Origin of the sequence: Zavarzinia sp., from assembly GCF_041650655.1 — a bacterium.
Lineage (GTDB): Bacteria > Pseudomonadota > Alphaproteobacteria > Zavarziniales > Zavarziniaceae > Zavarzinia.
This window is the reverse complement of the sequence record NZ_JBAZKR010000071.1, coordinates 1-19,753: the sequence shown is the minus strand read 5'-3', so window position 1 is coordinate 19,753 and position 19,753 is coordinate 1. Positions and strand designations below refer to the sequence as shown.

20 protein-coding genes and 3 pseudogenes are annotated in these 19,753 nt (G+C 67.8%); 14 read left to right on the top strand and 9 right to left on the bottom strand.

Going from position 1 to position 19,753, the window contains the following annotated elements:
• From WC493_RS15760 to WC493_RS15735, 6 genes are all read left to right on the top strand, one after another.
• A partial coding sequence (locus tag WC493_RS15760) for a hydantoinase/oxoprolinase family protein (protein WP_373066483.1) occupies nt 1–1,719 on the top strand: 1,719 nt, incomplete at its 5' end.
• A 13-nt stretch (nt 1,720–1,732) separates the two neighbouring features.
• Entirely contained in the window at nt 1,733–3,526 is a 1,794-nt protein-coding gene (locus WC493_RS15755; RefSeq protein ID WP_373066482.1) for a hydantoinase B/oxoprolinase family protein, read from the top strand.
• Nucleotides 3,527–3,590: 64 nt separating this feature from the next.
• Nucleotides 3,591–4,703, top strand: a complete 1,113-nt coding sequence (locus WC493_RS15750; protein WP_373066481.1) for a PotD/PotF family extracellular solute-binding protein — start codon at nt 3,591–3,593, stop codon at nt 4,701–4,703.
• 27 nt (nt 4,704–4,730) lie between these two features.
• Nucleotides 4,731–5,612, top strand: a complete 882-nt coding sequence (locus WC493_RS15745) for an ABC transporter permease (RefSeq protein WP_373066480.1) — start codon at nt 4,731–4,733, stop codon at nt 5,610–5,612.
• Entirely contained in the window at nt 5,609–6,397 is a 789-nt protein-coding gene (locus tag WC493_RS15740; protein ID WP_373066479.1) for an ABC transporter permease, read from the top strand. Before WC493_RS15745 ends, WC493_RS15740 begins: the two co-directional genes overlap by 4 nt.
• A complete protein-coding gene (locus WC493_RS15735) occupies nt 6,394–7,467 on the top strand; it encodes an ABC transporter ATP-binding protein (protein ID WP_373066478.1) in 1,074 nt (357 codons plus the stop codon). The genes WC493_RS15740 and WC493_RS15735 overlap by 4 nt, the downstream gene beginning before the upstream one ends.
• A 75-nt stretch (nt 7,468–7,542) precedes the next feature.
• On the opposite strand, the gene WC493_RS15730 is transcribed toward WC493_RS15735, so the two are convergent.
• Nucleotides 7,543–8,085, bottom strand: coding sequence for a flavin reductase family protein (locus WC493_RS15730; protein ID WP_373066477.1), 543 nt, complete (start codon nt 8,083–8,085; stop codon nt 7,543–7,545).
• A gap of 206 nt (nt 8,086–8,291) precedes the next feature.
• Here WC493_RS15730 and WC493_RS15725 point away from each other — a divergent pair.
• Nucleotides 8,292–8,512: pseudogene (locus tag WC493_RS15725) on the top strand (IS3 family transposase); the annotation flags it as partial.
• A gap of 346 nt (nt 8,513–8,858) precedes the next feature.
• On the opposite strand, the gene WC493_RS15720 reads toward WC493_RS15725, so the two are convergent.
• From WC493_RS15720 to WC493_RS15685, 8 genes and pseudogenes are all read right to left on the bottom strand, one after another.
• On the bottom strand, nt 8,859–9,857 hold the full coding sequence (locus tag WC493_RS15720) for an FAD-binding oxidoreductase (protein ID WP_373066484.1): 999 nt from the start codon (nt 9,855–9,857) through the stop codon (nt 8,859–8,861).
• A gap of 17 nt (nt 9,858–9,874) precedes the next feature.
• Nucleotides 9,875–10,447: a 2Fe-2S iron-sulfur cluster-binding protein gene (locus WC493_RS15715; RefSeq protein WP_373066476.1), complete on the bottom strand. Its 573-nt coding sequence runs from the start codon at nt 10,445–10,447 to the stop codon at nt 9,875–9,877.
• Nucleotides 10,448–10,463: 16 nt separating this feature from the next.
• A complete protein-coding gene (locus WC493_RS15710; protein ID WP_373066485.1) occupies nt 10,464–10,589 on the bottom strand; it encodes a hypothetical protein in 126 nt (41 codons plus the stop codon).
• A 57-nt stretch (nt 10,590–10,646) separates the two neighbouring features.
• Nucleotides 10,647–10,751, bottom strand: a pseudogene (locus WC493_RS15705) (phenol hydroxylase subunit P4); the annotation flags it as partial.
• 158 nt (nt 10,752–10,909) lie between these two features.
• A pseudogene (locus WC493_RS15700) lies at nt 10,910–11,719 on the bottom strand (phenol hydroxylase); the annotation flags it as partial.
• Between the two features lie 58 nt (nt 11,720–11,777).
• Nucleotides 11,778–12,026, bottom strand: a complete 249-nt coding sequence (locus WC493_RS15695) for a phenol hydroxylase subunit (RefSeq protein WP_373066475.1) — start codon at nt 12,024–12,026, stop codon at nt 11,778–11,780.
• 380 nt (nt 12,027–12,406) lie between these two features.
• Nucleotides 12,407–13,237, bottom strand: a complete 831-nt coding sequence (locus tag WC493_RS15690) for an alpha/beta fold hydrolase (protein WP_373066474.1) — start codon at nt 13,235–13,237, stop codon at nt 12,407–12,409.
• 126 nt (nt 13,238–13,363) lie between these two features.
• Nucleotides 13,364–14,074, bottom strand: coding sequence for a GntR family transcriptional regulator (locus tag WC493_RS15685; RefSeq protein ID WP_373066473.1), 711 nt, complete (start codon nt 14,072–14,074; stop codon nt 13,364–13,366).
• A gap of 231 nt (nt 14,075–14,305) precedes the next feature.
• Between WC493_RS15685 and WC493_RS15680 the strand changes: the two genes are divergently transcribed.
• The 7 genes from WC493_RS15680 to WC493_RS15650 all read left to right on the top strand — a co-directional run bounded on the left by WC493_RS15680 (nt 14,306) and on the right by WC493_RS15650 (nt 19,576).
• Complete coding sequence (locus WC493_RS15680; RefSeq protein WP_373066472.1) at nt 14,306–14,710, top strand: 2Fe-2S iron-sulfur cluster-binding protein; 405 nt, start codon at nt 14,306–14,308, stop codon at nt 14,708–14,710.
• Between the two features lie 27 nt (nt 14,711–14,737).
• Nucleotides 14,738–15,658 (top strand): catechol 2,3-dioxygenase, encoded by a 921-nt coding sequence (locus WC493_RS15675; RefSeq protein ID WP_373066471.1) that lies wholly within the window; start codon nt 14,738–14,740, stop codon nt 15,656–15,658.
• Between the two features lie 16 nt (nt 15,659–15,674).
• Complete coding sequence (locus tag WC493_RS15670; protein ID WP_373066470.1) at nt 15,675–16,097, top strand: heme-binding protein; 423 nt, start codon at nt 15,675–15,677, stop codon at nt 16,095–16,097.
• 97 nt (nt 16,098–16,194) lie between these two features.
• A complete protein-coding gene (locus WC493_RS15665; RefSeq protein WP_373066469.1) occupies nt 16,195–17,706 on the top strand; it encodes a 2-hydroxymuconic semialdehyde dehydrogenase in 1,512 nt (503 codons plus the stop codon).
• A 16-nt stretch (nt 17,707–17,722) separates the two neighbouring features.
• Nucleotides 17,723–18,511, top strand: a complete 789-nt coding sequence (locus WC493_RS15660; RefSeq protein WP_373066468.1) for a 2-keto-4-pentenoate hydratase — start codon at nt 17,723–17,725, stop codon at nt 18,509–18,511.
• A gap of 85 nt (nt 18,512–18,596) precedes the next feature.
• A complete protein-coding gene (locus WC493_RS15655; RefSeq protein WP_373066467.1) occupies nt 18,597–19,367 on the top strand; it encodes a 2-keto-4-pentenoate hydratase in 771 nt (256 codons plus the stop codon).
• A gap of 11 nt (nt 19,368–19,378) precedes the next feature.
• A complete protein-coding gene (locus WC493_RS15650; RefSeq protein WP_373066466.1) occupies nt 19,379–19,576 on the top strand; it encodes a 2-hydroxymuconate tautomerase in 198 nt (65 codons plus the stop codon).
• Nucleotides 19,577–19,753 lie beyond the last annotated feature (177 nt).

Genomic DNA, 19,753 nt, shown 5'->3' with positions numbered 1-19,753 from the left:
ATCCCCCGGCGTCACACCTTCGAGGTGAGCGAACGGACGCTGGCCGCCGGCCGCCGCCCCATGCCCCTGGACGAGGCCGATGCGCGCCGGGTGATCGCGGAACTGGCGGCCGGCGGCTATGAGGCGGTCGCGGTCTGCTTCCTGTGGTCGATCGCCAATGCGGCGAACGAAATCCACATGGGCGAACTGCTCGACGAACTGCTGCCGGGCGTGCCCTATACCCTGTCCCACCGGCTGCTGCCGGTGGTGCGCGAATATCGCCGCGCCTCGGCCACCGCGATCGATGCCTCGCTGAAGCCCTTGATGCAGGAGCACCTGCGCGGCCTCGAACAGGACCTGCGCGCCAGCGGTTACGAGAACGACATCCTGGTCTCGACCACGGTCGGCGGCGTCATGCTGATCGAGGAATTGATCGCCGCGCCGATCCACACGGTGAAATCCGGTCCCGCCATGGCGCCCGTCGCCGCCGCCACCTACAGCGCGCTCGAGGGCCTGGGCGACAATGCCATCGTCTGCGATACCGGCGGGACCACCTTCGACGTCGGCCTGGTGCGCGACGGCGAACTGACCTACAGCCGCGACACCTGGCTGGGGCCGACCTGGACCGGCCATCTGCTCGGCATTTCCTCGGTCGACATCCGCTCGATCGGGGCCGGGGGCGGCTCGATCGGCTGGCTCGACGACGGCGGGATGCTCCGCGTCGGCCCGCAGAGCGCGGGCTCGGAACCCGGCCCCGCCTGCTACGGCCGCGGCGGGACGGAACCGACGATTTCCGATGCCGCCTGCGTGCTCGGCTATTTCAATCCGGAAGCCTTCCTCGGCGGACGCATGACCCTGGACGTCGCCGCCGCCCGCGCGGCGATCGCGCCGCTGGCGCAGCGCATGGGCCGCGGCATCGAGGAGACCGCCTGGGGCATGATCTCGATCGCCAACGAGCTGATGATCAAGGCGATCCACGAAATCACCATCGCCGAAGGCGTGAACCCGCGCGAGAGCACGATCGTCGCCGGGGGCGGCGCCGCCGGCATCAACATCATGCCGATCGCCCGCGAGCTGGGCTGCGAGAAGGTCATCCTGCCCAAGGCGGCTTCCGCCCTCTCGGCCGCCGGGATGCAGTTCGCCGACATCGTGAAGGAAGAGACGGCGACCCTGATCACCTCCTCCGCCGCCTTCGAGACCGCGCGGGTGACGTCCGTGCTGGACGATCTCGCTGGCCGGCTGCGCGCTTTCCTTGCCACTTTGGGCCCCGAGGCGGCGACGCGGGCGGAAATCGCCTTCATCGCCGAGGCCCGCTATCTCGGCCAGGTCTGGCAGCTCGACACGCCGATCGCCGACGTTCGCCCCCTGTCGGCCGGTGACCTGTCGGACCTGGTCGAGGCCTTCCATCGGGTGCACGAACGGGTCTTCGCCGTGCGCGATCCCGGCAGTCCGGTCGAATTCATCAACTGGAAGGCCAGGCTCCGCGTCGCCCTGCCGACCGAGGCCGGCCGCCGCCGGCTGGCGCCCGCGGCCGGCCCGGCGCCGGTCGCCGCGATGCGGCGCTGTTTCTTCGGCGAGGGTGCCGTCGAGACGCCGATCCATCGCGGCGCCGACCTCGCCCCCGGCCATCGGATCGAAGGGCCGGCGATCGTCGAGGAGGCGACCACCACCCTGGTCGTCTATCCCGGCACGGCGGCCACGGTCAGCCCGACCGGCAATTACCTGCTGTCCTGCCTGTGACCGGAGAGAGGCCATGAGCGACACCAAGCCCGCGATCGACCCGATCCTGACCGCCGTCATCTCGAACCGCATCGACGGCATCGTGCGCGAGATGACCAACACGCTGCTGCGCGCCGCCCGCTCGGCGGTGATCAATTCGGCGCGCGATTTCTCCTGCGGCATCTGTACCGCCGACAACCAGTTGCTGGCCTGCGCCGACGGCCTGCCGATCCATTCCTTCGGCGCCAGCCTGCAGACGGCGACCATGTGCCGCCTGCACGACGACATCGCCGAAGGCGACGCCTTCCTGCACAATGATCCCTTCAGCGGCAACACCCATCCGGCCGACCACACCTTCCTGGTGCCGGTCTTCGTCGAGGGCGAGCATCTCTTCACCGCCGTCGCCAAGGCCCATCAGGCCGACATCGGCAATTCCCTGCCGACCACCTATCACGTCACGGCAAAGGACATCTACGAGGAAGGCGCGTTGATCTTCCCGGCGGTCCGCATCCAGCGGGCCTACGAGATGAACCAGGACATCGTCCGCATGTGCGAGGCCCGCATCCGCGCCCCCGCCCAGTGGCACGGCGATTTCCTGGCCGGCCTCGGCGCCGCCCGCATCGCCGAACGGCGGCTCAAGGAACTCTGCGCCAAATACGGCAAAGAGGTGGTGAAGAGCTTCGTCGCCGACTGGCTGAACTATTCGGAACAGCGCATGATCCATGCCCTGCGCCAGATGCCGGCGGCCCATGTGATCAACCACGGCGCCCATGATCCGATCGAGGGCGTGATCCCGCACGGCATCCCGATCAAGGTCGACATGGTGATCGACCCCGAGGCGGCGCTGATCACCGTCGACCTGCGCGACAATATCGACAATGTCGATTGCGGCCTCAACGTCTCGGAGGCCTGCACGATCTCGGCCGTGCTGACCGGCATCTTCAATTCCCTGCCGCCCGACATTCCAAAGAACGCCGGCACTTTCCGGCGGGTGAAAATGCTGCTCGGCGACGGCAAAGTGATCGGACGGCCGTCCTTCCCGCATTCCTGCTCGGTTGCGACCACCAATGTCGCCGACCGCCTGGTCAATTGCGTCGGTGCCGCCATGGCGAGCCTGGGCGAAGGCCATGGCGTCGCCGAGGGCGGCATCGGCATGGGGCCGGGCATGGCGGTGATTTCGGGCCGCGACCCGCGCGACGGCAGCGATTACGTGAACCAGCTCATCATTGCCAACAACGGCGGCCCGGCGAGTTCGCGCGCCGACGGTTGGGTGACCTACGAACTGCCGGACGGCAGCGGCCTGACCTATCGGGATTCGGTCGAGATCGACGAGTTGAAGCACCCGATGCGCTTCCACCATGTCCGTCTCGTGCCGGGCTCGGGCGGGGCGGGGCGCTTCCGCGGCGCGCCCGGGGGCGATGTCGCCTATGGCCCGATCGACCAGCCGATGACGGTGATCTTCCCCTGCGACGGTCAGGTGACGCCGCCCAAGGGCGTGCGCGGCGGCCGGGACGGAACGCGGGCAGTCGCCTGGCACGTCAGGGCCGACGGCAGCGAAGTGCCGTTGCCGCCCGCGACCAACATCACGCTCCAGCCGGGCGAGAGCATCCGCGGGTTCGACTGTTCGGGCGGCGGTTATGGCGACCCGCTCGACCGCGATCCCGCCCGCGTGCTGCGCGATGTGCTGGAGCGTTGGGAAACGCCGGAGCGGGCGGAAGAGATCTATGGCATCGCCTTCGTCGCCGGACGAATGCGCGAAGAACTGACGGTCGATGCCGAAGCCACCGCCGCGCGACGGGCAGCATTGAAAGCGGCCCGCAGCGCATGAGCCGCGACGGCGGGAGGAACGCCTGGAATCGAGACTTGGGCCTGATCCAACTGGGGAGTAAGACATGAAACGGAATCTGCATCCGACTTCCGCCTCGGGCCCCTGGGCCCGATCGCGTCGTGAATTCCTGAAGAGCGCGGCCCTCGCCGGGGCCGCCGGCCTCGCGGTCGGCACGCTCGGCCGGCCGGCTTTCGCCAAGGCGTCCAAGATCGTCTGGGGCACCAATGCCGACTATGCCCAGCCCGACATGCTGGCGCCGTTCCAGAAGGCGAGCGGCACCGAAGTGGGCGCCGAGCTCTTCGCCGACCCTTCCGAACTGGTCACCAAGCTGCGCGCCGGCGGCGCCGGGGTCCATGTCATGACCGACGGCTCCTACCATTCCGAGATCACCTTCGGCGAAGGCGTCCTGAAGCCGATCGATCTCGCCAAGATCCCGTCCTGGGCCAAGCTGATCCCCAACTTCAAGACCGCCGGCGGGCTCTCCTTCGACGGCAAGCCCTATGGCGTTCCCTATGCCTGGGGCACGGATTCGATCGTCTATAATTTCGGCGCGGTGAAGACCGAGATCGACGACATCGGCGCCCTGTTCGATCCCAAGTACAAGGGCCAGATCGCGATGCCGAGTGGTCTGTTCGAAAGTCTGGTGGCGACCGCCCTCTACCTCGGCATCGAGAAGCCCTTCGCCATGGGCGAGAAGGAGCTCGACGAGGTCACCAAGGTGCTGATCAAGCAGAAGCCCCTGGTGCGCTCCTACTGGAACGACATCGGCGACCTGAAGAACCTGATGGCGACGGGCGAGGTCACCCTCTGCTGGGGCTGGAAGATGCTGCTCGACATCAAGCAGTATGGCATCGACGTGCGCTGGGCCCATCCGAAGCAGGGCGAACTCGCCTGGTACGACGCCGCCTTCATGACCAAGGAGGCTGCCGGCGAGGTCGAGGAAGCCACGCTCGCCTTCATGGACTATCTGATCGGCGATACCTATGGTGCCGTCCTCGGCAAGAATATCGGCTATCTGACGACCTCGACCGCTGCGATCGCCGCCATGGACAAGGACCTGGTGAAGACCCTGGGCCTCGACGATTACGATAGCTTCCTGGGCAAGGCGGCTTGGTGGACCTCGCCGACCCATCCGGACCTCTATCAAAAGGCTTGGGACAAAGTCCTGAACGCCTGACGGCCGCCGGCGGAGGATGGAGACGCGATGAACGAGACCTGGCGATCCTGGCTGTCCGGCGCACCCTGGCTGCTGATGATCGGTTGCTTCTTCATTCTGCCGCTGGTCGGCCTCGTGCTGATGTCCTTCTCGGGCGAGGGTGGCTTTCCCTCGCTCGAGAATTACCGGGTGATCTTCGCCGAAGGCTCGGACCGGCCGGTGGTGCTGTTGCGCACCATCGGCACCGCGCTGACCGTGGTCCTCCTCTCGATCGCGATCGCCGTGCCGGCGGCCTATTACCTCGCCAAATGCGTCGCCTCGGCCCGGCTGCAGGCGGCGGTCCTGGCCCTGGTCGCCGTCACCTTCCTCGTCGGCCCGCTGATCCGCACCGTCGCCTGGCGCGGCATCTTGGGGCGGAGCGGCCTCGTGAACACGGTGTTGCAGGCGGTCGGTGCGATCGACGAGCCGATCATGTCGCTGCTCTACGGCCGTCCGGCGGTGATCGTCGCCATGACCTACAACGCCTTTCCCTTCATGCTCTTCACCGTCTTCCTGGCGATGAAGATGATCGACGACCATTATCTCGCGGCCGGGCGCGATCTCGGCGCCGGGCCGGCCACCGTGTTCTGGCGGATCGTGCTGCCGCTCGCTTCCCCCGGCATCTGGACTGGCGCGATTCTCGTCTTCGTGCCCACGATCTCGACCGTGCTGGAGCCCGAAATCCTGGGCGGCACCTCGGGCCGGTTGGCCGCGACCGAAATCCGCGACCAGTTCTTCCACGCCCTGGACTGGCCCATGGGCAGCACCCTGACGGTCGTGCTGATCGTTGCCGGCGGCATCGCCATCCTCGCCCTCGCCCTGGCGACGGCGGGGCTCGCCCGGCTGTCGGGCCGGGTCGGCATCGCCATGCGGGCCGGGGCGGCGCGATGAGGCGGGAGTTCCACTGGTTCCCGGCGGCGGTGACCGGCCTGATGCTGGTCTATTCCCTGCTGCCGATCGCGACCTTCACCCTGTTCAGCTTCAACCCGTCGCCCTTCTATGCCTTTCCCCTGACCGGCTTCACCATCGGCTGGTACGAGAAGTTGATGGCCGACGGGCGGATTGGCGATTCCCTGCTCGCCTCGGTCGGCATCGCGGCGGCGGTGATGGTGCTGGCGACCGTGATCGGCACCATGTTCGCCTTCTTCGTCGTCCGCGCCGCTGTGCCCTTCAAACGGTTACTGGCCGGCCTCGGCTTCCTGCCGCTGGTGGTGCCCGTGCTGGTGCTGGCGGCCGGGCTTCAGGTCACTTTCGTCGAGGCCGGCCTGCCGCTCGGCTTCGGCACCGTGATCCTGGGCCATGTCATCTATGCAACGCCTTTCGTCACGCTCATGGTGATGGCGCCGCTCTATCGCTATAATCCGGTGCTCGATGCCGCGGCGCGCGACCTCGGCGCCGGGCCTTTCACCACGCTTCGCCTGGTCACCCTGCCCATTCTCTGGCCCGGCATCCGCTCGGGCGCGCTGCTCGCCTTCCTGCTGTCGTTCAACGAATGGGCCATCGCCTTCTTCACCGGACGCGGCGTGAACAGCCTGCCCATGCTGATCTATTCGCTGCAGCGAAACGGCCTGCCGCCCACGGTGCTGGCCTATGCCGCCCTCTCCACCGCCGTGGTCGCCGTCGCCGCGCTCGCCGTCCTGCCGCTCCTCACCCGTTTGCTTCGAGGCCCGAAATGACCGAGATCGCCGCACCGAAGGGCCACGCCCTGGATATTGACCGGGTCTCCAAGTCCTATGGTCGTTTCCGCGCCGTGGACGAGGTCAGCCTGACCGTGGAACCGGGCGAGATCGTCGCTATCCTGGGCCCGTCGGGCTCGGGCAAGACCACGCTGCTCGGCATGGTCGGCGGCAGGATCGCGGCCGATGCAGGCGACATCCGGATCGCCGGGCGTTCCATCGTGGGCCTGCCGCCCGAAAAGATCGACGCGGCGACCGTGTTCCAGGACTATGCCCTCTTCCCCCATCTCTCGGTCCTCGAGAACGTCGGCTTCGGGCTCCGCGTCCGCGGCATGGCGAAGGCGGAGGCCAAGGCCCGTGCCCTCGAAATGCTGGAGATCGTCGGCCTCGCCGCCCTGGCCGACCGGGCCGTCGCCCAATTGTCCGGCGGCCAGCGCCAGCGCGTGGCGACGGCCCGGGCGCTCGCCGTGCATCCCGGCGTCCTGCTGCTCGACGAGCCGCTCGGCGCCCTCGACCGTCAGATCCGGGGCCGCCTGCAGGAGGAACTGGCGCGTCTCCTGCGCAGCCTTCACGTCACAGCGCTTCTGGTCACCCACGACCAGGAGGAGGCCTTCACCATGGCCGACCGCATCGCGGTGATGCATGGCGGCAAGCTCGAGCAGTTCGGCCCTCCGGGCGAACTCTATCGCTGGCCGGCAACCGAATTCGTCGCCACTTTCCTCGGCAACGGCACGATCGTCGAGGGACGCCGCGTCGGCGGCGACGACGAGTCCCCGGTCTTCGAGGTGGCGGGAGCGCAGGTCACCGCCCGGAGCCGCCGGCAGCCCACCGCCACCGCCCGTCTGCTGCTCCGTCCCGAGCAGGTCGCGGTGGGCCCCGCGGGCAGCCGGCCGGCCCCGACCTGGAGCGGCTGCCGCCTCGCCGCCGCCGTCGACACCGGCAGCACCAGCCGCCTGACCGTCGATGTCGGTGGCGTCATGATCGAGGCGATCGGCCTCGGCAGCCCCGGCCTCGCTCCGGGCCAAGCGGTCGACTGCACCGTGACCTCGGGCGAGCCGGTCGTTCTCTGAACGTCGCCGTGCCCGTCGCCCGGCGTGAGCGGGATGCCGACGAGATCGCGGCCGAAACCCGCCACCCCGGCCAAGTCAAACCCCCGGGGGGAGTTTCGAGCGCATCATCTCCCTGCGGTCGAACCGGCGGCCGTCCACGATGAAGGTGCCGTCGCCGACGGCATGCAGCATGCGTTTTTCTTTGCGCGCATCGTCGTAATAGGCCGCGACCCCTTCAAGCACCACGATGCTGTGCCGCTCGATGATATCGGTGACCCGGCATTCGATATTGGCCAGGCATTCCTTGATGAGCGGGGCCCGAACGTGCCTTCCGGGCAAGGCGGTAAGTCCGAATTTCTCGAACTTGTCCGTGTCCCTTCCGGAACAGGTTCCGATGCCGACGGCGGTGTCGAGCATGTCGACGGCCGGGATCGAGATCACGCATTCCCGCGATGATTTCAAGGCGGAATACGAATGGTTCCAAGCTCCTGTCGTAATCGCGAAGTTCGCGGAAAACCCCATGACCATTGTCCACGTAATGGTCATGATATTGTTCTTGTGGCCGTCGTTTGTTGTCACCAGGATGACAGGGCCGGGCTCCAATAGGGTGAATGCCTTTTCGAGCGCGAACGTATGCATGTCGTGATCCTTCGTCATGGTGTGGCAAGATTGAGCCCCTCGCCGGATGCTCGGCGAAATGCCGGTTCGCCTGGGCCCGATGATCTGTCTCCTGAAAGCTGGACCGAGCTGAGCTGGAAAATTCTAGTTTAGCCGTCCCGGCCGGGCGGAGGATTTTCCAAGAAGAAGTCGCGGTTCAGTGAGCAGCGGTCCCCGAGGTCTGCTGAAAGGCGGCAGGGATCAGCGAGGCGGCCTACTGCAATGGGGGCAAGCAGTGCGGCGGTTTGATGCCTTCCGAGATGAAGCGGCTGACGCAGCTCGAGGAAGAGAACGCCAAGCTCGAGCGGATCGTGGCGGACCTGTCGCTGGACAAGGAGATGCTGCGGGGCGTGATTAAGCCAAAGCTCTGCGGCCTGCGCGGCGGCGCGCGTTGGTCGACCAGGTCCGGGGGCGTCGCGGGTGAGCATCCGCCGCCCGATCCTCCCGGCCAGCCGGCCGCCGGATGACGCCGGAATTTCCCGGCTCACGCGGACCGGCATCGGGGGCTAGTTCAAGCGACTTCTCGATGAGCGCTTGTGCGGCCCGGTCGAGGGTCACCCGGGCACCATAAGGGAATGCCTCTCCCAGCAGCTGCCAGCTCCCGCAGCCGCTGGGACCAACACCCCCGGAGCAGGGCTCTCGGGGGTGTTCGCTTTCTGGGCCGTCCACGTCAGCAGCGTGCCCAGCGGTCAGCATGACCTTCGTGATCACGCTACCGCCTCGCGCCGACTTCCGCGACCGGTGAACTTCCCGGCTCAGAAGAAGCGGTCGAAGTGGATCCGCTCGATCGGCACGGTCCAGCGCATGACCAAGAGGTCCTGCACCGCCTCGACCATCGGCGGCGGCCCGGCGAAATAGAATTCGCAGGCGTCGACGCGGTCGGCCAGGGCCTGGGCGACCTGTTCGTGGACGAAGCCCCGGGCACCCGCCCAGTCGCTGTCCTCGGGCTCGGCCGAGAGCACGGGCGTATAATGCTCGACCGCCGCCATCTCGTCGCCGAGCAGGGAAGGGAAGCAGAGGTCGGCCCGGGTTCGCGCGCCTTCGAAGACGAAGAGCCGCCGCCCCGGCGTCCCGAGTGCGGCCCGGGCGATCGAGACGATCGGCCCGATGCCCGAACCGCCCGCGATGCAGACGACGTCGCGCGGCGCCTCGGCCCGGTGATGGGCATGGCCATAGGGGCCGTCGAGCACGATCCGGTCGCCGGGCGCCAGGCGATCGAACATCGCGTTGCTACCCCGGCCGCCCGGCACGCGACGGATCACGAAGCGCCATTCGCCCTGCTCGTTCGGCAGGTTGGACATCGAATAGGCGCGAAAGCCCTCGGCGCCCGGCGGGCGGACCAAGCCGTATTGCCCGGCGACGAAGCGCGCCGGCTCGGCGGTCGAGAAGGTGAATTCCGCGATCTCGGCAGTGATCGCCCGGCGTCTCTCGAGCACGGCCTCCAGGCGCCGCGCCGGGACGACGGGGAGATATTCCGCGGCCGGGCGCAGCTTGATCGTGCAGTCGCCGAGCGGGCGGCTCTGGCAGGCCAGGCGCTTGCCACGCTTGCGATCACGCTCGGAAAGGCCCGGGGCCTGTTCCCACAGGGTTTCCATCTCGCCGGCGACGAGGTCGAAACGGCAGTTGCCGCAGCCGCCGACGCTGCAGTCATGGGGGAAGCCCACCCCGGCGCGCAAAGCACCCCGGAGCAGGCAATCCTCGTCGGCGGCGACGTCGAAGCCGCCGCCGCCGTCGATCGTCATATGGTAGGTCATCGACACCGGCGCCGGTCCTAGAGGCCGATGTTGGTGCGGAAGTCGGCGGCGGCGGCGCGGGCGAGGGCCGCCGTGTCGCGCGCATCCGGCAGATGGGTGCAATAGGCGTCGATCGCGGCCTCGCCGAGCGGCACCCACTTGGCCAGCCAGCCGGCCAGCACGTCGCGGTTGCCTTCGGTTTCCAGCGCCATCTTCACCAGGGCCGCGGCCCAGCGGCGATGCCGTTCGGCATCGAGGAGCTGGGCGTCGGTCAGCAGGCCGAGCAGCATGTCGCCGTTGTCCCGGACAGCGATGCGGCGCTGGTCCGGGTCCTCGTCGATCTCGGCCTCGATGGTGACGTCGTCGAGCAGCAGGGCGGTGCAGGCGAGGCACTTGCCGTCGGCGCGCTCGAAATCCATCAGCGCGAAGGACGAGGCGGCACCATGGTCGATCTCGCCATCGACCACGTCGACCTTGCAGGTCCCGCACAGGCCGTGGCCGCAGGCATGGGGCAGCCAGATGCCGGCCCGCAGGCAGGCGTCCAGGATGGTCTGGCCGTCCGCAACCTCGATGGTCTCGCCCAGCGGCTCGATCGTCAGCTCGTGCCCCATGATCTGCTCCCGCCCGTCAGCTCGCCGAACCCTTCCAGCCCTCGAGGCCGGGGGTCCAGAAGCGGATCAGGCTCTTGTGCCCGATGCGGTTGGCTTCGAGCGAGGCGCCGAAGTCCGGCGTCCGCTTCTCGCCGTCGATCATCCATTCGACCTTCGCCCAGTCGATCTTGGCGGCGTCGGGATGGGCGGCATAGGCGGGCGCCACCACGTCCGACACCAGCGTGCCGAACGGCATGGCCGGCGGCAGCGGGAAGGCGAGGGCGGCGCAGAACGAGAGGTGTTCCTCCCAGTGGACATAGACCACCAGGTTGCCGTGCGGGTGGCGTCGGCAGCGGCGGTCGCCGCGGTCTCGTCGCCGAGGAGAAGGGTGGCGAGGGGCTTGGCGGCCGCTTCCGCCCGCGCGATCCAGTGCTGGGCCCAGTCGGAGACCAGCGCCTTGTTGGCATCGCTCTCGGCCGCCACCGTCTTGATCACATGGTCGGACCACTTGCTCTCTTCGGCGCGCCAATCGGCGACGAATTCGGTCAGCATGGCGATGGTGACCGCGGCGGCGCCCCAGGCGGCTTCGGCCCGCTTGTAGACGAGGTCGAGCAGCACGCCGTTCACCGCCAGGGTCTGGGCGACGAAGAGCCGGAACCAGTCGTGTTCGACGAAGCTGTCCTCGATCAGGCGCCGTGCGCCCTGCCAGGCGGGGTCGTTCAGCCAGACGTCCTTGGCGGTGTCGAGCGAGGTGCCGGTCTGGCCGTCGATCAGCAGGCCGATCCGGCTGACGATCTGGGCCATGCCGAGATGGTCGCCGGCCGAGAAGATGCAGGGCGCCGTGATGGCGGTGCCATAGCCCCGCTGGCAGATCTCCGTCATGTTCATGTTGGAGCCCCAGTGGAGATGGCGGATCGGCAGCAGGCCGTGGACGATGCGCTGCCTGGTCGCTTCATCGACCTTGGTCAGGAGATCGCGTTCCTCGACGAAGTCGAAATTGCGCTCGACCGCCTGGTTGGCATTGGCGCGTGCGACATTATAGGTGCCGTAATAATATTGCCGGGGATCGAGCGGCTTGTACCAGTCGCTCATCACGACCGCGGTCTTGCGCGTGTCGTAGTGCCAGTATTCCGGCTCCCACAGCGGCTTGTAGTGGAAATTGTCGGTCGCCTGGAGGTCGAAGGTACCTTCCTGGTAGCGCGTCGCCGCCTTGTCGGCGCCGAGACGGCGGGCGACATGACCGAAGGTCTGCCGCTTCGGCTCGAGGTCGATGGTCTTGATCTGAATACTCACCGCGTTCCTCCTGTGAAACCGTTTGCCGGCTCCGGTTGTCTTTGGAAAATCTCGCCGTTCAGCCGGCCTCGTCGCGCGAGGTCCGCTGCAGCAGACCGGGGTGCCCTGCACGCCAGGCCATCCGCTCGACCTCGGCGGTCGTCTCGGTGTCCGGCATCAGGACCTTGGCCGAATGGTCGCGGCAGAATTCCTCGAAGGCCTTGGTCGGCAGGATCAGTTCGATCGCCAGATCGCCGTCCCCGAGGAGGAACTCGAATTCGATGAAGCGGCCGAGCCGCACCCCGACGATGCGGACGAATGCCTGCATCGGGTCGCCTGTGTAATCAGACGGATTACCTGTCGGGGTAGAACTGGCCACCGCCTTCGCCTCCCAGCTGCGCGGGGGTCGCTCGGCCGCCCCCATCTTTGTGCTTTCGGTTATCCGCGGGGGGTCGTCTGATGTCAACGAAAATTTCGAGAAAATGATTAATAGCGGAAGAAACACCATACATCGAAGTTCGTATAGTTCTAAACGGCAATTTCAGCTGTTCGTTCGACGCCTTAGCGGTGCGGCATCGACGATTTTCGAGAAACGGCCGTGCCGCGTGGATCGGCCATTCCGGGGATGGCGCCGGTACGACGAGAAACGCCCCGCCGCCCGGGTGGGCGGCGGGGCGTCTCACAAGGACGGCAATCCGAGGTCGGCGGTCAGTGCCCTTCGGCGATGAAGTCGCCGACCAGGCGGTTGAAGCGGGTGGCGTGCTCGATCTGTGTCCAGTGACCGCAGCGGCCGAAGACATGGAGCTGAGAGTGGTCGATCAGGGCCGCCAGGCGGAGCGAGACGTCGAGGGGGATCACGCGATCGTCGCGGCCGTGGATGATCAGGGTCTCGTGCGGCAAGGCCCTGATGTCGGCCTCGGCGCTCGCCAGGGCGTCGACATGAGCCTGGCGCGGGGCCGGGAACATGGCCGAGAAACTCTCCTGGAAGCCGGGACGGATCGAGGCGCGGTAGCGGAGTTCGGCCAGTTCGTCGGTCACGAGGCCGCGGTCGAAGGCGAAAATGTCGAGCATGGCGCGCATTTCGGCGAGCGACGGCTGATAGCCCCAGACCCGGTCGAGCCCGTCGGAAATCGGAAAGGACAGGCCGACACTGCCCATCAGGACCAGCCGGCCGATCCGGTCGGGATGGCCGATGGCGAGGGCGAGGGCGATGGCGCCGCCGAAGGAATTGCCCAACAGGTCGACCTTGTCGAGGCCGAGCGCGTCCATGAGGTCGAGCGCTTGGCGGACCCATACGGGGCGGCCGTAGGCCGTGCCGGCGGGCCGGTCGGTGAAGCCGAAGCCGACCATGTCGGGGGCGACGACCCGGAACCGTTCGGCCAGCGCCGGGATCACCCCGCGCCAATTGGCCCAGGCCGAAACCCCGGGGCCGGAGCCGTGAATCAGCATCACCGGGGCTCCGGTACCGCGGTCGTGCACATTGCTCTCGAAGTCGCCGGTGCGCAGGCGCACCCCGATTTCCGGATCGTTCTGGCTCATGCCGGCCTCCCATGCCGACCGGCGGGGGCCGCCGGCCCGGTCGCGTGGCCGGCAGCATAGGCTGTTAGGGCAGGGCCGGCAATATTTTCGACATTATCGAGAATGACGAATTCGTCTGTCCACGCCTTACTTCTTGGCAGCGAAGGTGCGGCGCAGGTGCTCGAGCGTGCGATCGATATGCTCGGCCTCGAGCCGGCAGGCGAGATCGATGTCGCGGGCCAGGACGGCATCGAGCACCGCCTTGTGCTCGGCATGGACGTCGCGCGGTTCGATCCGGCTCGCCAGCGCGATGCGCCGGTAGCGCTCGGCCTGATGGAACAGGATGCCGTGCATATATTTCAGCCAGCGCGACGGGCAGGCCGCGATCAGGGTGAAGTGGAAATCCCGGTTGCGCTCCTCGAATTCGTCGCGCAGGTCCTCTTCCCCGTCGGCGAGCCGTTCCTCCACCTTGGTGAGGCGGTGGAAGGAGCCGACCAGGGCCCCTTCCCAGGCATCGGTGCCGAGCATGATCGATTGGCGCAGGGCTTCGACCTCGATCATCTTGCGGGCCGCGGTCAAGTCGGTGAAATCGTCGAGCGAGACGTCCGCCACGCGGAAGCCGCGCTGTTCCTCGGAGGTCACCAGGGCCTCGCCGACCAGCCGGGTCAGGGCCTCGCGCAGCGTCGAGGCGCCGACGTTGTAGCGCTCGCGCAGCATCTCGAACCGCAGCTTCATGCCCGGCCGCAGGTCGCCGTTCAGGACGTCGTGCCGGATCAGTTCATACGCAGCCTCGACCAGGCTGCGGGCGCCGACCACTTTGGACTGGTGCCAATCGACATCGGTCACTCTCTTGTCCATTCCCGGGATCCTTTCGCACCGGCCGAATCGCCGATGCAATTATGAATAATTCCAACAAACACGAGAATAATCTCAACTGCGCCTTAAGCGCAAGATCTCTGCCAAATTCGTTTAATCCGGTAATTCCTAAAATCTCGAAAATAAATTGACACCCTGCCGGCCCGGGGGCATAAGCGATGCAAAGACGATGACCGGAACAGCCGGCACGCCCCAGGAAACGGAAGAGCAGCGATGGCAGACGACGCCGAGGCCGCCGCGCCGACGAGAAGTGACATTCCCGCCGTTGCGGTGGTGAGCGCGCCGGGCCCCCGGCGGGTGACGATCACGGTCGAGGGGCATGGCGTGGCCAGTGCGACGACCGAGGAGCGCGTCCTGGTCGCCCTCGAGCGGGCTCAGGGCTTCGGCCGGCTGACCGGACTGCCGTGCAAGTTGCCGGTAGGCTGCCGGCGGGGTGGCTGCGGCATCTGCCGCGCCCGTGTCCTCGAAGGCGACTATCGGCTCTCGCCGATGAGCCGCGAACACGTCTCGGCAGAGGATCAGGCCGCCGGGATCGTCCTCTCTTGCGCGATCTACGCGCTGTCCGACCTGACCCTGAAGCTCGAGACGGCCAGGGTCGGTAAAGCGAAAGGCCGTTAGGCCGGCAAAGTCTCCGGAGGAAATGACATGGCTCATACAGGCGTTCTCAGGCCGGGATTCATCCAGTTGCGCGTGCTCGACATGCCCGCGGCGATCGAGCACTACACCAAGCGGATCGGCCTGCATCAGGTGACCGAAGGGGCGGACGGCCGCGTCTATCTGAAGGCGGCGGACGAATTCGACCACCACAGCGTGGTGCTGCGCCGCGCGGATACCGCCGGCTTCGACCTGATGGCGTTCAAGGTTCGCGAAGACGCCGACCTCGACCGCTTCGAAAAGCGCGTCGCCGACTATGGCTACCCGGTCGACCATGTGGCGGCGGGCGAGCAGCCGGGCATCGGCCGTCGCATCGGCTGGACTCTGGCGTCGGGCCATCGGATCGAGCTCTATGCCCAGGCCGACCAGTCCGACCCGCGGCCCGCCTCGCACAATCCCGACGTCTGGGTGCTGGAACCCCACGGCATGCGCGCCCGCCGTTTCGACCACGCCCTGCTCTACGGCCCGCATATCGAGGAAACCCTCGACTTCTTCGAGAAGGCGCTGGATTTCCGCTGCACCGAGCGGGTCGACCTGCCCGACGGCCTGCTGGCGATCTGGCTGACCGCCGGCATGAAGGCGCACGACATCGCCTTCGTGAAGCACCCCGAACCCGGCAAGTTCCATCACGCGGCCTTCGAGCTGGAGACCTGGATGGACGTCGGCAACGCCGCGGACATCATGACCCGCTACGACATCTCGGTCGACATCGGACCGACCCGGCACGGCATCACCCGCGGCCAGACCATCTATTTCTTCGATCCCTCGGGCAACCGCAACGAAGTGTTCTCCGGCGGTTACACCTATTACCCGGACAATCCGACCCGCACCTGGGACGAGACCCAGGTCGGCAAGGGCATCTTCTATTACGAACGCGCGATGAACGACGCCTTCCTCAGCGTCGTGACCTGAGCAGCGGGCGGAGACGATGCAGATCTCGCGCACGATCGCCACGCTCACCTCCCCGGCGGCCGTCAGGGCCGCCGAGGCCGCTGTCGCCTGCGGTGCCGGCCGCGGCGTCGCCGTGGTCGCTGCCGTGGTCGATGCGGGCGGGCACCTGCTCGCCCTGATCAGGGCCGACGGCGCCTTCACCGCCTCCCTCGACATCGCCCGCGACAAGGCCTGGACCGCCGCCACCTTCGGCCTCTCGACGGACAGTCTGTGCGAAGCTCTGTCGCAGCGCGAGGTGTTGCGTGAAGGGATCGCGCTGCGGCCGGGGGTGATATTGTTCGGCGGCGGCATGCCCTGCGTCGTCCAGGGGCGAGTGATCGGCGCGATCGGCGTCTCGGGCGGGTCGGAAGACGACGACCGCGCCTGCGCCGCGGCCGGCCTCGCCACGGTCACCCCCTGAGAAACGCAGGGATCATGGGAATACCGGGATCACGGGAATATCACGATCACGGGGGTGGCACGCACCGGCGCCCCTTCATCCGCCAGGAGTCAGTCGTATGAATGTCCATTCGCCTCATGAACGCCGTCCGCTCGCCCAGTCCACGGCACGGCGCGATGCCGCCCATTTCATCGACGGCGCCTTCACCACCGGTACGACGGGTAAGAGCTGGCAGAACCTCTGCCCGGTCGACGGCAGCGCGATCGGTACCGTGCCCGAAGGCGGCGAGGCCGAGGTCGACGCGGCCGTGAAGGCGGCGCGGGCGGCGCTCGACGGCCCCTGGGGCAGCATGAGCGTGACCGAGCGGACCGACCTGCTGGGCGCCGTGGCGGACGAGATCAACCGCCGCTTCGACGATTTCCTGGAGGCCGAATGCCTCGACACGGGCAAGCCCATGTCGCTCGCCTCCCATGTCGACATTCCGCGCGGTGCCGCGAACTTCAAGATGTTCACCGACGTCGCCAAGACCGTGGCGACCGAATGTTTCCCGATGCCGACGCCGGACGGCGCCGGCGCCCTCAACTATGCCCTGCGGCGGCCGCGCGGTGTGATCGCGGTGATCAGCCCCTGGAACCTGCCGCTTCTCCTGATGACCTGGAAGGTCGGGCCGGCGCTGGCGCTCGGCAATACCGTGGTGGTCAAGCCCTCGGAGGAAACGCCGCTGACCGCCACCCTGCTCGGTGAGGTGATGAACAAGGTCGGCGTGCCCCGGGGTGTCTACAATGTCGTGCACGGCTTCGGCCCCGATTCCGCCGGCGAATTCCTGACCCGGCATCCGCTGGTCAACGGCATCACCTTCACCGGCGAGACCCGCACCGGCGAGGCGATCATGAAGCAGGCGGCCCATGGTATCCGCCCGGTTTCCTTCGAGCTGGGCGGCAAGAATCCGGCCCTGGTTTTTGCCGATTGCGATCTCGACAAGGCGATCGAGGGCACCATGCGCTCGGTCTTCTCGAACTGCGGCCAGGTCTGCCTCGGCACCGAGCGGGTCTATGTCGAGCGCCCGCTGTTCGAGACCTTCGTCGCCCGCCTGAAGCAGGGCGCCGAAGCCCTGCGGCTCGGCCGGCCGGAAGACCCGGCGACCGGCCTCGGCCCGCTCATCTCGAAGGAACACCAGGGCAAGGTGCTCTCCTACTACCGCAAGGCGGTCGAGGAAGGCGCCACGGTGGTGACCGGTGGCGGCGTGCCCGCGATGCCGGCCGAACTCGCCGGCGGTTCCTGGATCGAGCCGACCATCTGGACCGGGCTTTCCGACGACGCCGCCTGCGTCACCGAGGAGATCTTCGGGCCCTGCTGCCACATCCGCCCCTTCGACACCGAGGCGGAGGCGATCCGCCTCGCCAACGGCACGCCCTACGGCCTCGCCGCCGCGGTGTGGACCGAGAATCTGTCGCGGGCGCATCGGGTCGCGTCGCGGCTCGACGTCGGCATCTGCTGGGTGAATTCCTGGTTCCTGCGCGACCTGCGCACCGCCTTCGGCGGCGCCAAGGCGTCGGGCATCGGGCGCGAGGGCGGCGTCCATTCGCTCGAATTCTATACCGAGATGACCAACGTCTGCGTCAAGCTGTGAGCCTGGGAAGCCTGTCATGACCAGTTCCGCCGAGGCGATCCGCGAAGCCGCCGATCGCCTCCACGCCGCCGCCGTCAGCGGCACGCCGACGGGCCCGATCCGCGACTTGCTGGCGCCCGGCGACGTCGCCGCCGCCTATGCCGTGCAGCAGGTCAATACCGAACGGGCGCTGGCGGCCGGCCGGCGCCTGGTCGGGCGCAAGATCGGGCTGACCTCGCTCGCCGTGCAGCGCCAGCTCGGCGTCGGCCAGCCGGACTATGGCATGCTGTTCGCCGACATGGCCCGGCCCGAAGCGCTGGACATCGCGGTCGGTGACGTCCTGCAGCCCAAGGTCGAAGCCGAGATCGCCTTCGTCCTGGGCCGCGACCTCGACGGCGAGCAACTCACCATGGCCGACCTGTTCCGGGCCATCGACTTCGCCGTGCCGGCGATCGAGATCGTCGGCAGCCGGGTGGCGAACTGGGACATCCGCATCACCGACACGATCGCCGACAATGCCTCGTCCGGCCTCTATGTCCTCGGCTCCCGGCCGGTGCGGCTCGGCGATTTCGACCCGCGCCTGTGCGGCATGGTGATGGAGAAGGCGGGCGAGCCGGTCTCGGTCGGTGCCGGTGCCGCCTGCCTCGGCTCGCCGCTCAATGCGACGCTGTGGCTCGCCCAGGTGATGGCCCGGGCGGGCCACCCGATGCGGGCCGGCGACACGGTGCTCTCGGGCGCCCTGGGCCCCATGGTCGGGGTCGCCCCGGGCGACGTCTTCGACGTCCGCATCGAAGGCCTCGGCGCAGTCCGGGCCGCCTTCGCCTGAGCGGGGCCGCATGACCGGACAAGAGGCCGGGCAGCATCCCCATCTCAGACTCGTTTCCACCAGCAATCGCGTTCGGAGAAGCCAGATGACCTCCCTCGCCGGGCTCGCCCAGATCGTCGACGAGGCGGCCCGCACCGCCGCCGAGATCCCGCAGTTGACCGACAGCCTGCCGGAGCTGACGGTCGACGACGCCTATGCCATCCAGGCCCTGTCGGTCGCCCGCCGGCGCCTGCGCGGCGAGCGCCGGGCGGGCTACAAGATGGGTCTCACCTCGCGCGCCAAGATGCAGCAGGTGGGCGTCTCCGAGGTGGTGTGGGGTCGTCTCACCGACGCCATGCGCCTGACCGAGGGCGGCGACCTGATCCGCGCCCGTTACGTCCACCCCCGGGTCGAGCCGGAGATCGCCTATCTCATCGGCAAGCCGCTGGAAGGCGAGGTGAGTGCCGCCGAAGCCCTCCTCGCGGTCGAGGCTATCGCCCCGGCGCTGGAGATCATCGACAGCCGCTACCGCGACTTCAAATTCTCCCTGCCCGACGTCGTCGCCGACAATTCGTCTTCCTCCGGCTTCTATGTCGGTTCCTGGGCGAAGCCGTCGACCGAGGTCGGCAATCTCGGCATCCTGATGGAAGTGAACGGCCGGCCGGTACAGATCGGCTCGACCGCCGCCATCCTCGGCCATCCGGTCCGCTCGCTGGTCGCGGCGGCCCGCCTGGTGGCCCGCGCCGGCGAGCGGCTGGAGCCCGGCGACATCGTGCTGGCGGGCGGCGCCACCGCCGCCCATCCCCTGACCCCGGGCGAATATCTGCAGACCAGTTTCCAGTCGCTCGGCACATTATCCTTCCACGTCGTCGCCTGAGGAGAGCGCCCATGCCGATCGTCGAAGTCACCTTGATCGAAGGCCGCAGCTTCGAAGCCAAGAAGCGCATGGTCGAGGAAGTGACGAGCGCCATCACCTCGTCCCTCGGCGCCCCGCGCGAGGCGGTCCGGGTCATCATCCGCGAAGTGCCGCCCTGGCATTTCGCGACCGGCGGCGTGCCGAAGGGCGAGCCGCCCGAAAAGCCCTGACCGCACTCTTTCCAGTGCCGAGGCCCCGGTCGCAGGACCGGGGCCTTTTCGCTTTTCAGAACTGGAGGGTGAGGGAGAACTCGACGTTGTCGGAGTGGTTTGCGATGCCGAGGATTCCCTGTTCGGGGTCGGCCTCGAAGTGGATGAGTTCGAGGCGGGGGCGGACGTAGTCGCCGA

Coding starts and splice junctions, on each gene's coding strand:
- WC493_RS15755 (WP_373066482.1), top strand. CDS start 1,733: ATGAGCGACACCAAGCCCGCGATCGACCCGATCCTGACCGCCGTCATC.
- WC493_RS15750 (WP_373066481.1), top strand. CDS start 3,591: ATGAAACGGAATCTGCATCCGACTTCCGCCTCGGGCCCCTGGGCCCGA.
- WC493_RS15745 (WP_373066480.1), top strand. CDS start 4,731: ATGAACGAGACCTGGCGATCCTGGCTGTCCGGCGCACCCTGGCTGCTG.
- WC493_RS15740 (WP_373066479.1), top strand. CDS start 5,609: ATGAGGCGGGAGTTCCACTGGTTCCCGGCGGCGGTGACCGGCCTGATG.
- WC493_RS15735 (WP_373066478.1), top strand. CDS start 6,394: ATGACCGAGATCGCCGCACCGAAGGGCCACGCCCTGGATATTGACCGG.
- WC493_RS15730 (WP_373066477.1), bottom strand. CDS start 8,085: ATGCATACGTTCGCGCTCGAAAAGGCATTCACCCTATTGGAGCCCGGC.
- WC493_RS15720 (WP_373066484.1), bottom strand. CDS start 9,857: ATGACCTACCATATGACGATCGACGGCGGCGGCGGCTTCGACGTCGCC.
- WC493_RS15715 (WP_373066476.1), bottom strand. CDS start 10,447: ATGGGGCACGAGCTGACGATCGAGCCGCTGGGCGAGACCATCGAGGTT.
- WC493_RS15710 (WP_373066485.1), bottom strand. CDS start 10,589: ATGATCGACGGCGAGAAGCGGACGCCGGACTTCGGCGCCTCGCTCGAA.
- WC493_RS15695 (WP_373066475.1), bottom strand. CDS start 12,026: ATGCAGGCATTCGTCCGCATCGTCGGGGTGCGGCTCGGCCGCTTCATC.
- WC493_RS15690 (WP_373066474.1), bottom strand. CDS start 13,237: ATGAGCCAGAACGATCCGGAAATCGGGGTGCGCCTGCGCACCGGCGAC.
- WC493_RS15685 (WP_373066473.1), bottom strand. CDS start 14,074: ATGGACAAGAGAGTGACCGATGTCGATTGGCACCAGTCCAAAGTGGTC.
- WC493_RS15680 (WP_373066472.1), top strand. CDS start 14,306: ATGGCAGACGACGCCGAGGCCGCCGCGCCGACGAGAAGTGACATTCCC.
- WC493_RS15675 (WP_373066471.1), top strand. CDS start 14,738: ATGGCTCATACAGGCGTTCTCAGGCCGGGATTCATCCAGTTGCGCGTG.
- WC493_RS15670 (WP_373066470.1), top strand. CDS start 15,675: ATGCAGATCTCGCGCACGATCGCCACGCTCACCTCCCCGGCGGCCGTC.
- WC493_RS15665 (WP_373066469.1), top strand. CDS start 16,195: ATGAATGTCCATTCGCCTCATGAACGCCGTCCGCTCGCCCAGTCCACG.
- WC493_RS15660 (WP_373066468.1), top strand. CDS start 17,723: ATGACCAGTTCCGCCGAGGCGATCCGCGAAGCCGCCGATCGCCTCCAC.
- WC493_RS15655 (WP_373066467.1), top strand. CDS start 18,597: ATGACCTCCCTCGCCGGGCTCGCCCAGATCGTCGACGAGGCGGCCCGC.
- WC493_RS15650 (WP_373066466.1), top strand. CDS start 19,379: ATGCCGATCGTCGAAGTCACCTTGATCGAAGGCCGCAGCTTCGAAGCC.